Source organism: Nocardioides sp. Soil805, from assembly GCF_001429625.1.
Classification (GTDB): Bacteria; Actinomycetota; Actinomycetes; order Propionibacteriales; family Nocardioidaceae; genus Nocardioides.
This window is the reverse complement of record NZ_LMSU01000001.1, coordinates 1,561,588-1,574,292: the sequence shown is the minus strand read 5'-3', so window position 1 is coordinate 1,574,292 and position 12,705 is coordinate 1,561,588. Positions and strand designations below refer to the sequence as shown.

Here is a 12,705-nt window from a genome sequence, read left to right as displayed (position 1 = left end):
CAGGCAGGTGGCCGACGGGTCGATCACTCGGGGTCCTCGTCTTCCTCGGCCACCTCGTCACCCTCGGGGTGGGCCGGCGTCTCCGGGTCGGTGTCCAGCTCGTCCGAGAGCTGCTCGGTGTCGAGGTCGTCGTCGTGCGCCGGTGTCTCGGTCGGGGGCTCCGGGTTGGGATCGGACATGTCGCGCCTCCTGTGGGTCGCAGCCTCCTCGAGGCTGCCTGATCCAGCACCGTAGAGGCGTCGGAGGGAGGACGGAACACCCCCTGCGGGTGAGCCGGTGCGACGGCGCGGAGGGGGATCGGTACGGTCGTGCCGGTGTCCAAGCGAGTCGTGCCTGTCGTGGTGGTGGCCCTGGCGCTCGTCGCCGGGGGCACCTGGTGGTGGCGCGACCACCAGGAGGACGTCGACGTGTGCGAGGTGATCCGCGCCAGCGTCGCCCGGCGGGGTGACGCCCCCGTCGGCAGCGGGTCCCAGCAGGTCGTGGTGGTGGGCGACTCCTACGCCCAGGGCTGGGGACTGCACGACCAGCGCCGGTCCTGGCCGACCGCGATGGCCCGCGAGGCGGACGCGACGGTGCACGTCGACGGGTTCGCCGGCTCCGGCTTCACGGGATCGGCGTTCTGCGGGGGTGAGGACTTCGGCACCCGCGCCGACCGGCTCGACCTCGCCGACGGCGAGGTGCTGGTGATCCAGGGCGGCCTCAACGACGTCAACGCCGACCCCGACGCCATCGAGGCCGCCGCGGTGGCGGTCGTGGAGCAGTCCGGCGCCGCGGCCGTCGTGGGCCCGCCGCCGGCCCCCCAGCGGGACCAGGCGCTGACGGTGGCCACGGACGAGGCGCTCGCGCGAGCCGCGGAGGAGGCCGGGGTCGCCTACGTGTCGACGATCGACTGGGACGACCTGTCCTACCTGCCCGACCGGCTGCACCTGACGCCCGAGGGCCACGTCGTCTTCGGCACCCGGGTGGCGGACGCCCTCCTCGACGCCGGCGTCCTGCGCTGAGGTCCACACTGCTGTAACGCTCCGTTACAGGAGCTTCGCCCCCCACCGGTGGGGTGTGGAGCTCGTCTGACGGAGCGTTACAGCCGGATGGTCCGGCCGTCGGGTCCTCCGTATCCTCGAACCGTCCGATCCACCCCTGCGCGAGGAGTCCTGCGTTGATCTTCATCACCGCCAAGTTCCAGGTCCGTCCCGAGTCGGCCGAGCAGTGGCCCGAGATCAGCCGGGCCTTCACCGAGGCGACCCGTGCCGAGCCGGGCTGCCTGTGGTTCGACTGGTCCCGCAGCCTCGACGACCCGCACGAGTACGTCCTCGTGGAGGCCTTCGCCGACGACGCGGCCGGCGCGGCCCACGTGGGCTCCGCCCACTTCAAGGCAGCGACGACCGAGCTGCCGCAGCACCTCGCGGCCACGCCGAAGATCGTCAACACCACGATCGAGGGCCAGGACTGGTCCGAGCTCGGCGAGATGGCCGTCGAGGGCTGAGCGGGCAGTCCGTCGCCGGTCTCGTTCCCCAGCGGTCCCGCGCAGGGGCATGAACGGACGCGGCGGCATGCCCATGGGCGTCAGGAGTACGACGCGGCCGTCTCGACGAGCACGTCGTGCAGCGCCAGCTCGGCGGCGGCGCGCACCCGGCCCGGCCGGTGCGCCACGAGCACCCGGCGGGCGGGGGCGGTGTCGCCGAGGGAGATCACCCGGACGTCGGGGTGCTGGTTGACCGTGGCCGTCCGTGGCGCGAGCGCGATGCCGAGCCCGACGCTCACCATGGCCTGCGCCTCCTGGTAGTCGTTGGCGTGGAAGGCGATGCCTGGGGTGAAGCCCGCCGCCACGGCGCTGCGCTCCAGCACCTCGACCACCGGGTGTCCGCCGGCCCGGATGATCCACGGCTCGTCGGCGAGGTCGGCCATCCGCACCGTGCGCCGTCGGGCGAGCCGGTGGGTCGCTCCGACCAGCAGCACGGTCGGGTCGGTGAACAGCTCGGTGAGCTCGAGGTCCCGGTTGTCGACCCGCTGCCAGTCGTAGTCCCACAGCAGGGACAGCGCCACCGCTCCCTCCTCCAGCATCCGGACGAGGTGGTCCTCCCGCCCGCTGTGGATGGTCAGCTGGATCGCCGGGTAGAGCTCGCGGTAGCGCCGCACGGCCAGCGGCAGGAACGAGCTCCCGACCGTGGGGAACGTGCCGAGCGTGACGCTGCCGCGGCGTACGCCGGCGATGTCGGCGAGATCGGACTCGGCGGCGGCGAGCTGACGCACGACCTTGCGCGCGTGGCGGGCCAGCACGAGCCCGGCATCGGTGGGGGTCATGCCACGGGCGTGCCGGTCGAGCAGCGGCTGGCCGGCCTCTCGCTCCAGGCGCAGCAGCTGCTGCGACACCGCCGAGGGCGTGTAGCCCAGCGCGGTCGCCGCGGCGGTGACCGAGCCCTCCTCGACGATGGCCAACAGGACCTGGAGCCGCTTGACATCGAGCACGGTCCGATTGTGCCTGAAGGACTGCTACAGGGCCATGTAGCAACATCCAGCGTTGCTGGATTGACCCTCGGTGGTCGCGGCTCGGTCGAGGTCGCCGAAGCATGCAGTATTGCTACAGGCGCATGCATAAGATCGTGATTGTGCTTCACCTCACGTGACTCCACGCTGAGCAGGTCCGGACCGACCGGACCAGCCAGCCCAGGAGGCACGATGCACGAGATCCCCGCGACGTGGATGCGCGGCGGGACCAGCAAGTGCTGGGTCTTTCGCCGCGACGACCTGCGGGTGGGAGACCTGTCCGTCGACGAGGTCCTGTTGCGGGTCTACGGCAGCCCCGACCACCGCCAGGTGGACGGGGTCGGAGGCGGCACCTCCACGACGAGCAAGGCCGTCATCCTCGCCCCCTCCACCGACGACGGTGTCGACGTCGAGTACACCTTCGCGCAGGTCGGCATCGACGAGGCGAAGGTCGACTGGGGCAGCAACTGCGGCAACTGCTCGGCCGTCGTCGCCTCCTTCGCGATCCGCGAGGGCTGGGTCGTCACCGGATGCGACGAGACGGCTGTCCGCGTCCTCAACACCAACACCGGACAGCTCATCGTGCAGCGCGTGGACACCCCCGGCGGGGTGCTGGCCGAGGCCCCGACGCAGACCATCCCGGGCGTGCCCTTCCCCGGTGCACCGGTGCGGATGGGCTTCGTCGACCCGGCCGGTCGTAGCACCGGTCATCTCTTCCCGACCGGCCGGCCCAGCGACTCGATCGTGCTCGACGGCGACGTCGTGACCGTCACCCTGGTCGACGCGGGTGCACCCGTGGTCGCCGTGCGGGCCGCCGACTTCGACGTCCGGGGCGACGAGGAGACCCAGGTGCTCGATGCGACGCCCGGCCTGCTCGCACGTCTCGACGTCGTACGCCGCGAGGCCGGTGTCCGCATGGGCCTCGCCGAGGACCGGGCGTCGGTCGCGCGGGCCGTGCCCAAGCTCGCGATGGTCTCCGCCGCCGTGGGAGGCGGCACGGAGACCGACCTCACCGTGCGGATGTTGTCCATGGGCCGCTTCCACCCCGCAGTGCCCGTGACCGGATCGGTCGCCCTGACCCTGGCCGCCGGGGAGCCGGGGACGGTCGTGCACGACCTGGTGCCCGACCGGCAGGTCGCCGGCCTGCGGCTGGGCACCCCGGCCGGGTGCGTGACCACGTTCGTCGAGCAGCACGACGGGGTGCCGGTCGTCGGCGTGGTCCGGACCTACCGGCGTCTCGCGCACGGGTCCGTCCTGCTCCCGGAGCCACCCCTGCTGCCCTCGGCCTCGGCATGAGCGCCCTCTTTCCCGATCCCGGAGTCTCGTGCGAGGCTCGCAACCCCTGGAGGACCAGATGACCCAGCACGTTGACGACGAGGACGTCGTGGACACCACGCCCGGCCACGTGCCGTCCCCGGACGAGGCACCCGAGCGTCCGGCCCCGGGGCCGCGACTGGCCGCGATGGTCGTGGCCGGCTTCACCGCCCTGGCGGTGGGCGTCTCGGTGCTCGGTGGCGACCTCCTCAACCCCGCCGCCTCGACCACGGACGGTGACTACGCCGACGAGACCGTGGAGCTGATGATCCCGCTGGCCGAGGGCGGCGGGACCGACACGTGGGCACGCTTCGTGGCCGCCCGGCTGACCGAGGCGGTCCCGGGCCGGCCGGGGCTCGCGCCCGAGAACGACGACGGTGGCGAGGGCATCCTGGGCACCAACCACTTCATGACCTCGGCCGAGCCCGACGGCACCGAGGTGCTGGTGAGCACCGCGTCGACCGTGGTGCCCTACCTCCTCGACATGCCGGCCGTCCAGTACGACTTCGGCCGGCTGCGGCCGATCCTGGCCAACGGCACCGGCGCTGTCGTCTACGCACGCACCGCGGCGGGCGTCGAGGGGGTCGAGGACCTGGTCGACCGCGACCGGCCCCTCGTCTTCGGTGGCATCGCGGCCACCAGCCTGGACCTCACGACGCTGCTCGCCTTCGACCTGCTGGGTGCGGACGTGACGTCCACCTTCGGCTTCGAGGGTCGTGGGCCCGTCAACCTCGCGCTCCAGCGTGGCGAGGTCGACATCGACTACCAGACGACGTCGTCGTACGGGCCGGCCGTCGAGCCGCTCGTCAAGGACGGGACGGCCGTCCCGCTGTTCTCGCTCGGCCAGGTCGACGACGCCGGCGAGATCGTCCGGGACCCCAACTTCCCCCGGATCCCGACCGTCGTCGAGGCCTACGAGCAGCTGTACGGCGAGCAGCCGGACACCGAGCGCCTGGCGACGTACCGGGCGATCCTCGCCCTCACCTACACGTACCAGAAGGCGCTGTGGGTGCCCGAGGAGACGCCCGGCGAGGCCGTCGACCTGCTACGCACCACCGCAGCGGAGATGGGCGAGGACCCGGCGTTCCAGGAGTCCGCGGCCGAGGTGCTCGGCGGCTACCCGATCGACGCCTCCGCCGACCTCGACGAGCGCATCGGCGAGGCCTACCAGGTGGACGACGACGTCCGCACCGACGTGCTCGAGCTGCTCGAGGACACCTACGACATCACGATCGACTGAGGCACTCCGATGACTGACGCAGCCTTCTCCGCACTCGCCTCGCTGGGCGATCCCTCCCTGCTCATCATGCTCGCGATCGGGGTCGTCGCCGGCCTCGTGATCGGGCTCATCCCCGGTCTCGGCGGCACCGGTGCCGTCGCGATCCTGCTCCCCGTGACCTTCGGCATGGAGCCCGAGCAGGCCCTGGCCATGCTCATCGGCGCCCTGGCGGTGGTGCACACCTCCGACACGGTCGCTGCGGTGCTCCTCGGGGCACCGGGCTCGGCCTCGGCCAGCGTGACCATGCTCGACGGCTACGCGATGGCGAGGAAGGGGCAGGCCAAGCGGGCGCTGTCCCTCGCGTTCCTCTCCTCGATGGCCGGCGGCCTCATCGGCGCCGTGGGCCTCACGGTGGCCATCCCGCTGGCCCGGCCCCTGGTGCTGTCCTTCGGCAGTCCCGAGCTCTTCATGCTGACCATCCTCGGCGTCTCCCTCGCCGCGGTGCTCTCGCGCGGCAACGTGGTCAAGGGCCTCACGGCCGGCTTCCTCGGGCTCCTGCTCGGCCTGGTCGGCACGTCGCCGACGACCGCCGAGGAGCGCTTCACCTTCGGCTCGCTCTTCCTCGGTGACGGGGTCTCGCTCGTCGCGGTCGCCCTCGGCATCTTCGGCCTCGCCGAGATCGCCAGCCGCGTCGGCCAGCGACGGGTCACCGAGCAGCCGGTCTCGCTCGAGGGCGGCTGGGGCGCGGGCATCCGCGAGTGGCTGACCCACTGGACGCACGTCATCCGCGGTGCGCTCATCGGCATCTGGGCCGGCGTCCTGCCCGGTGTCGGAGCGACGGCGGGCACCTGGCTGGCCTACGGCCAGGCCGTCGCCACGGCAAAGGACAAGCGGAAGTTCGGCAAGGGTGACCCGCGCGGCATCGTCGGCCCGGAGAGTGCCAACAACTCCGTCGAGGCGGGCGACCTCATCCCGACGTTCCTCTTCGGCATCCCTGGCGGCGTGCCGTCCGCGATGCTGCTCGGGATGCTGCTGACCTACGGGATCCAGCCCGGCCCCGCGATCGTCACCGAGCACCTCGACCTGATGTACGTCATCATCTGGTCCTTCGCGATCGCCAGCGTGGTCGGCGCGTTCCTGTGCTTCCTCGCCACGCCGACCCTGGCCAGGCTCACCAAGGTGCCGTTCGCGGTCCTCGGTCCTGGCCTGCTGGTCATCATGCTGCTCGGCGCCTTCCAGGAGGGCGGCCAGATCGGCGACCTGTGGGTGATGGTGGTGCTCGGCGCTGTCGGGTTCTTCCTCAAGGCCACCGGTATGCCGCGCGCGCCGTTCCTCATCGGGTTCGTGCTCGCCATCCCCATGGAGCGCTACTACTACCTGACCACCAACCTGTACGACGGCGGCGGCTGGATGGCGCGTCCCGGCGTGCTCGTCTTCGCCGCCCTGCTCGTCGGGCCGCTCGTGTGGGCGCTGGTCAAGAAGCTGCGCGGCGCCTCCGGCGCTGTCGACGACGGGCACCGCAGCGAGCTCGAGACCGACGAGCCGGAGGGCGACGAGCTCGAGGGCTCGATGGCCGGCACCCGCTGGTCGCTGGCCGTGGCCGTGGTGGCCGTCGTGCTCTTCGCGGCGGCGCTGTGGGTGAGCGGTTCGTTCTCCGACGAGGCACAGCTGATGCCGCGCCTGGTCTCGCTCTGCGGCCTTGTGGCCGCGGGCGTCCTGCTCTGGCAGGAACGGCGCGGATGGCGCGAGGCGCACCCGACGCTCCCGGCCCGGGTCGAGTCTCTCGACGACGCGGTCGGCGGCTCGGTCTCGGGCCCGGCCTCGGGGTCCACCCTCGTGGCGACCCGGGTCGACGCCCGGCTCGAGGCGCGGCAGCGAGACCTGGTGGTCGCGGGTCGAACCTTCGCCGCGATGGCGGCCTTCCTCGTGCTGGTCGGGCTCTTCGGCTACCTGGCGGCCACGTTGGTCTTCGTCCCGGTGTGGCTGCTGTACGCCGCCCGGACCACGCCGCGCACCGCCGTCGTCTACACGCTGGTGCTCGGACTCGTGCTGCTCTCGCTGCCTTCCCTGCTCCCGGTCGAGCTGCCCATGGGGCTGCTGCAGTGAGCCCCCGTCGTACGACCGTCACGTCCCGCCTGCCGAGAGGATCCCGATGACCATCGTGGTGGCCTACGCCGACACCGCCCCAGGGCACGCCGCTGTCGAGGCAGCCCTCGACACCCCTGCGGCCGAGGGGGAGCCGCTCGTGCTGGTCCCCGCGGTCCGCGGCGAGCCGGTGCCGGACGTCGCGGCGCTGGTGGCGCGGTGGCCGAGGCTCGCCGGCCGCGCCGAGGTCGCGCGCGGCGACCTGGGGGACCCCAGCGACGCGGTCGTGCAGGTGGCGCAGCGTCGCGGCGCTCGGCTCGTGGTGCTCGGCCTGCGTCACCGGTCACCCGTCGGCAAGATGGTCTTCGGGAGCACCGCGCAGCGGATCCTCCTCGACGCCACCTGCCCGGTCCTGGCGGTCAAGCCGCCTCCGGAAGCCCGCGAGGCCTGAGTGCCCTCGTCGACCTACGGCAGGATGGCGGCCCCTCCGGTCCACACGGTGGATCACAGGGGCCGCTGTCGGTCCCACGTCTGAAGATCCACGCACCAGGGCGGGATTGCAGGAGTCGACCGCCGATCGATCCCGAAGTCCGACGCACGTGCGTGGATCTTCATCCGCGCTGTCGCTCCGTCGGTCTGGTGACCCTCGAGCCTGGTCCACGTGCACCCGCGTGCCCGGTCGGCACGAGCCAGGTGCATCCACGTGCCCGATCGGCAGCAGCGGGCGAAGGTCAGCCCAGCGTGGAACGCCGGGCCACCAGCTCGGGCTCGAAGACGACCTGCTCGTGCGCGTGCAGGGGGTCGTCGGCCTCGGCGAGCAGCAGGCGGGCGGCGGTGCGGCCCAGCTCGGCGCGGGGCTGGCGGACCGAGGTGAGGGGCACGGCGGCCGCGGCGGCGAAGTCGATGTCGTCGAAGCCCACGATCGCCAGCTCGTCGGGCACCCGCACGCCGGCGGAGGTGGCCTGCTGGAGCAGGCCGAGCGCGACGAGGTCGTTGGCGCAGAACACCGCGGTGGGGCGCCGCCGGGCCGGCAGGCCGGCGAGGCGCTCACCCGCCGCGCGCCCCTCGGCGACGCTCAGGGCGACGGTGGGTACGACGACGAGGTCGGCGTCGGGCAGCCCGGCCTCGCGCCAGGCCTGCCGGGCGCCCTCGAGGCGCTCGCGCACCTGGCCGAGAGAGTCGGGGCCGCCCACGAAGGCGACCCGCCGGTGGCCGCGGTCGACGAGGTGCTCGACCGCCAGACGACCGCCCAGCACGTCGTCGACCGACACGGTGCAGAAGGCGGCGCCCGGACGGGTGCGGTCCACGATCACCAGCGGCGTGCCGCGGGACGCGAGGTCGGCCAGCGCGGGGGAGTCCGGGTCCACCGGCGTCACCAGGATGCCCTGCACCCGCTGCTCCTGCAGGTGGGCGAGGTGCGCCGCCTCGCGGGTGGCGCGGTTGTCGCTGTTGCAGAGGAAGAGCGAGAGGTCGCGGTCCTCGGCGACGTGCTCCATCCCCTGGGCGACGTCGGTGAAGAACGGGTTGGTCGCGTCGAGCATCACGTAGCCGATGGTCCGGCTGCGTCCGGCCCGGAGCTGGCGGGCGGACTCGTTGCGGACGAAGCCGAGGTCGGCCATCGCCTTCTCCACGCGGGTGCGGGTGTCGGCGCTGACCCGCTCGGGGCGGTTGAGCACGTTGGAGACGGTGCCCAGGGAGACGCCTGCGAGCTGGGCGACGTCCTTGACGGATGCACTGCGCCCCGAGCCGTCGCGTGAGTGCGGCACGACGACGCCTCCTTCCGAGAAGTTGAAACGATCGAACGCTGATGGGGCGCGGGGCCCGCCATCCGCGTGAGCCGCACTCTAGCCGGAAATGGTCCAGAAGGGCCTTGACGGCTGTGACTGCCATCACTTAACGTCTCCGCCATCGCATTGAAACCTTTCAATCGATGACGAGGAGGACCCGTGACCGGCAGCAGCACCCCCGTGCTCGAGCTCCGCGACGTCTCGAAGTCGTTCGGCCCGGTCGTCGCCCTGCGCTCGGGCAGCCTGCGCGTCGACGCGGGATCGATCCACGCCCTGGTGGGGGAGAACGGCGCCGGCAAGTCGACGCTGGTCAAGGTCGTCGCCGGCGTGCACCGCCGCGACGGCGGTGACTTCCTGCTCGGTGGCGACAGCGTCGACTTCGGCTCGACGTCCGACTCCAAGGACGCGGGCGTCGCCGTGATCTACCAGGAGCCGACACTCTTCCCCGACCTCTCGGTCATGGAGAACATCTTCATGGGCCGCCAGCTCCTCGGCCGCGGCCGCCGCATCGACCGGGCAGCGATGTACGCCGAGGCGGAGGGCCTCTTCGACCGGCTGGGCGTCGACCTCGACCCGCGCCGACCGGCCCGGGGCCTGTCCATCGCCGACCAGCAGATCATCGAGATCGCCAAGGCCATCTCCCTCGAGGCGCGCCTCCTCATCATGGACGAGCCGACCGCCGCCCTCAGCGGGGTCGAGGTCGAGCGCCTCTTCGCCGTGGCCCGCAGCCTGCGCGACGAGGGCCGTGCCCTCGTCTTCATCTCGCACCGCTTCGACGAGGTCTTCGACCTGTGCGACACGATCACCGTGATGCGCGACGGCTCGTACGTCGCCACCCACCGCACCGAGGACACGTCCTCCCCGGCCATCGTCGCGGAGATGGTGGGCCGCGAGGTCGCCGACCTGTTCCCCAAGGCACCCGCCGAGATCGGTGAGCCGGTCCTCGAGGTCGAGGGCCTCCAGTCGCGCGGCGTCTTCCACGACGTCTCGTTCACCGTGCGCCGTGGGGAGATCGTCGGCCTGGCGGGACTCGTCGGCGCCGGCCGCAGCGAGATCGCCCGCGCCGTCTTCGGTGTGGACGCGTACGACGAAGGCCGCGTCCGGCTCAACGGCCGGGAGATCCGCCGACGCAGCCCCCGCGCCGCCATCGACGCGGGCATGGCCTTCGTGCCGGAGGACCGGCGCGCGCAGGGCCTGGTCACCGAGGCGTCCGTGGCCCGCAACGTGGCCGCGGTGATCCGGGGTGGCCTGGCCCGGGCCGGCCTCCTCACCACCGGCGCCGAGAACCGCGCGGCGGGTCCGTGGGCCGGGCGGCTCGAGGTCAAGACCAACGCCCTCGACATGAGCGCGCGCACCATGAGCGGCGGCAACCAGCAGAAGGTCGTCATCGCCAAGTGGCTGGCCACCGAGCCCGACCTGCTGATCATCGACGAGCCCACGCGCGGCATCGACGTCGGCACCAAGTCCGAGGTGCACCGCCTGCTGTCCGAGCTCGCGGGGCAGGGCATGGCGATCCTGATGATCTCCAGCGAGCTGCCCGAGGTGCTCGGCATGGCCGACCGCGTCCTGGTCGTCTGCGAGGGCCGGATCACCGCCGACCTGCCGCGCAAGGACGCCACCCCCGAAGCCGTGATGCACGCGGCCACCCGCCAGCTGGAGGTCGCCGGATGACTCCCCCCACCGAGATCAGGCACGCCGACGGGACCGAGGTCTCCACGAGCGAGGCCCTCCTCGTCGAGCCGAGCGCCATGTCTCCCACCCGGCGCGTGGTCGGCACGGTCCTGCGCTCGCGCGAGCTGTCGATCTTCCTGGTGCTCGTCGCCGTCACGGTCGTGGCCACGCTGAAGAACGAGAGCTTCCTCTTCAGCGCCGACGGCTGGCGCAACTTCTGGGTGAACCCGTCGCTCCTGCTGCTGCTCGCGGTCGGGCAGGCGGTGGTGATCATCACCCGCAACGTCGACCTGTCGGTCGGCTCGGTGATGGCGCTGACGGCGTACCTCACGGGGCGGCTGTTCATCGACCAGCCCGGCCTGCCGATCGTGGCGGTCTTCGCCCTGTGCATCCTCGCCGGGGCCGTCCTCGGCCTGGTCAACGGCATGCTGGTCGCCTACTTCAACGTGCCCTCGCTCGTCATCACCCTGGGCACCCTCTACATCTACCGCGGCATCGTCCTCTCCTGGGCGGGGAGCGACCGGATCAACGCCGGTGACCTGCCGGGCGACTTCCTGGCCCTGGGCAACAAGGCCATCCTGACCATCCCGGTGCTCACGATCATCGCCCTCGGGGTGATGGCCGCCGTCGGCTACTACCTCTACACCGCACGCGGTGGGCGCGAGTTCTACGCCATCGGCTCGGATCCCGACGCCGCCGTCCTCTACGGCCTGGACGTACGCCGCCGGGTGCTCGCGGCGTTCGTCCTGAGCGGCGCCCTGGCCGGCCTCGTCGGCGTCCTCTACACCGCGCGGTACGGCACGGTCAGCTCCGGCGTCGGCTCCGGCCTGGAGCTGCAGGCGGTCGCGGCCGTGGTCATCGGCGGCGTGGCCATCTTCGGCGGCAGCGGCACGGTCTGGGGGGCCGCCATCGGCGCCTTCCTCCTCGTCACCATCAACCGCGCCCTCCCCAGCCTGGGCATCGAGGACTTCTGGCAGCGCGCCGTGGTCGGCGCACTCATCCTCGGCGCCATCGTGCTCGACCGGCTCCTGGCCAACCGCCAGGCGCGCAAGCTCGCCGAAGCAAGGGAGATGACGGCATGACGACGCCGCGCACCTACTCCGAGTTCTCCCAGCCGCTGTGGCAGCGGGTGCTGCTCACCCGCGAGATGGCGGTCATCGTCCTCACGGCCGCGGTGGTGCTCTACTCGCTGGCCAACGTGCCCAACTTCGACGGCCCGCTGACGCTCAAGTTCCTGCTGCAGGACATCGCTCCCATCCTGCTCATCGCGCTGCCGATGACGCTGATCATCATCACCGGCGAGATCGACCTGTCGGTGGCGAGCATCGTGGGCCTGAGCAGCGTCATGCTCGGCGTCCTCCACGACAACGGCCTCTCCGTCCCGGTCGCCGCGCTGCTCGCCCTGCTGCTCGGCGCAGCGTGCGGAGCGCTCAACGGCTTCCTCATCGCCTACGTCGGCCTGCCGTCCCTCGCCGTCACCATCGGCACCCTCGCCCTGTTCCGAGGGATCGCGGTCGGCCTGCTCGGGACCAAGGCGGTCACCGAGTTCACCGAGCGCTGGACCGACCTGGCGACCGACACGCTCGGGTCCAGCAACATCCCCGTGGTGATGGTCCCGTTCGTCGTCCTCGCGATCGGGTTCTCCCTCCTGCTGCACTTCTCGACCTTCGGCCGCGGCGTCTACGACATCGGGCTCAACGACGAGGCCGCCCACTTCACCGGCATCAACGTGGCGCGCACCAAGTGGATCCTGTTCGTGCTCTCCGGCGTGGTGTCGGCCTTCGCCGGCGTCTACTACACCCTGCGGTTCGGCAGTGCCCGCGGCGACAACGCCACCGGCATGGAGCTCCAGGTGATCGCCGCGGTGCTGCTCGGCGGCGTCTCGATCTTCGGTGGCCGCGGCAAGCTCCACGGCGTCATCGCCGGCGTCGTGCTCATCGGCGTCATCGCCAGCGCCCTGCGTCTCGAGCGGGTGACGGTCAACGTCACCAACATCATCATCGGGCTGCTCCTCATCGCCTCGGTGATCTCCACCCCCCTGTTGTCGTGGGTCGCCACCCGGCTCCCGCGCAAGGCTCCTCCGTCCGAGGAGCCGACCTCTCCGAAGCAGGCCACACCGGCCGGCGTCTGAAACCAAGAGAAAGG

General features: G+C 71.9%; 12 protein-coding genes. 9 read left to right on the top strand and 3 right to left on the bottom strand.

The genetic code is table 11. The features are described 5' to 3' along the window. Positions 1 to 23 precede the first annotated feature (23 nt). Positions 24 to 179, bottom strand: coding sequence for a hypothetical protein (locus tag ASG94_RS21650; RefSeq protein ID WP_156411460.1), 156 nt, complete (start codon positions 177 to 179; stop codon positions 24 to 26). A 135-nt stretch (positions 180 to 314) separates the two neighbouring features. Between ASG94_RS21650 and ASG94_RS07770 the strand changes: the two genes are divergently transcribed. Next, positions 315 to 1,001, top strand: a complete 687-nt coding sequence (locus ASG94_RS07770) for an SGNH/GDSL hydrolase family protein (protein ID WP_162260794.1) — start codon at positions 315 to 317, stop codon at positions 999 to 1,001. 155 nt (positions 1,002 to 1,156) lie between these two features. Continuing rightward, on the top strand, positions 1,157 to 1,483 hold the full coding sequence (locus ASG94_RS07765; protein WP_056925714.1) for a putative quinol monooxygenase: 327 nt from the start codon (positions 1,157 to 1,159) through the stop codon (positions 1,481 to 1,483). Between the two features lie 80 nt (positions 1,484 to 1,563). Here ASG94_RS07765 and ASG94_RS07760 read toward each other — a convergent pair whose 3' ends face one another. After that, positions 1,564 to 2,466: a LysR family transcriptional regulator gene (locus ASG94_RS07760; protein ID WP_056925713.1), complete on the bottom strand. Its 903-nt coding sequence runs from the start codon at positions 2,464 to 2,466 to the stop codon at positions 1,564 to 1,566. Positions 2,467 to 2,676: 210 nt separating this feature from the next. Here ASG94_RS07760 and ASG94_RS07755 point away from each other — a divergent pair, with 210 nt between their 5' ends. Genes ASG94_RS07755 through ASG94_RS07740 form a run of 4 tightly spaced genes read left to right on the top strand, consistent with a single transcriptional unit; the run spans position 2,677 to position 7,553 of the window. After that, on the top strand, positions 2,677 to 3,780 hold the full coding sequence (locus ASG94_RS07755; protein ID WP_056925712.1) for a PrpF domain-containing protein: 1,104 nt from the start codon (positions 2,677 to 2,679) through the stop codon (positions 3,778 to 3,780). 58 nt (positions 3,781 to 3,838) lie between these two features. After that, positions 3,839 to 5,038 (top strand): Bug family tripartite tricarboxylate transporter substrate binding protein, encoded by a 1,200-nt coding sequence (locus tag ASG94_RS07750; RefSeq protein ID WP_056925711.1) that lies wholly within the window; start codon positions 3,839 to 3,841, stop codon positions 5,036 to 5,038. A gap of 9 nt (positions 5,039 to 5,047) precedes the next feature. Continuing rightward, on the top strand, positions 5,048 to 7,123 hold the full coding sequence (locus tag ASG94_RS07745) for a tripartite tricarboxylate transporter permease (RefSeq protein WP_056925710.1): 2,076 nt from the start codon (positions 5,048 to 5,050) through the stop codon (positions 7,121 to 7,123). 46 nt (positions 7,124 to 7,169) lie between these two features. Then, positions 7,170 to 7,553 carry a universal stress protein gene (locus tag ASG94_RS07740; RefSeq protein ID WP_056925709.1) on the top strand — a complete coding sequence of 128 codons (384 nt, stop codon included), beginning with the start codon at positions 7,170 to 7,172 and terminating at the stop codon, positions 7,551 to 7,553. A gap of 280 nt (positions 7,554 to 7,833) precedes the next feature. Here the strand turns inward: ASG94_RS07740 and ASG94_RS07735 are convergent, their stop codons facing one another. Then, complete coding sequence (locus ASG94_RS07735; protein ID WP_056925708.1) at positions 7,834 to 8,868, bottom strand: LacI family DNA-binding transcriptional regulator; 1,035 nt, start codon at positions 8,866 to 8,868, stop codon at positions 7,834 to 7,836. Positions 8,869 to 9,048: 180 nt separating this feature from the next. Between ASG94_RS07735 and ASG94_RS07730 the strand changes: the two genes are divergently transcribed. From ASG94_RS07730 to ASG94_RS07720, 3 genes are read left to right on the top strand one after another with little or no spacing between them, the layout of a single operon-like run. Continuing rightward, complete coding sequence (locus ASG94_RS07730) at positions 9,049 to 10,560, top strand: sugar ABC transporter ATP-binding protein (RefSeq protein WP_056925707.1); 1,512 nt, start codon at positions 9,049 to 9,051, stop codon at positions 10,558 to 10,560. After that, a complete protein-coding gene (locus ASG94_RS07725; protein WP_235537167.1) occupies positions 10,557 to 11,642 on the top strand; it encodes an ABC transporter permease in 1,086 nt (361 codons plus the stop codon). Before ASG94_RS07730 ends, ASG94_RS07725 begins: the two co-directional genes overlap by 4 nt. Beyond that, entirely contained in the window at positions 11,639 to 12,691 is a 1,053-nt protein-coding gene (locus tag ASG94_RS07720) for an ABC transporter permease (protein WP_056925706.1), read from the top strand. Before ASG94_RS07725 ends, ASG94_RS07720 begins: the two co-directional genes overlap by 4 nt. Positions 12,692 to 12,705: the final 14 nt, after the last annotated feature.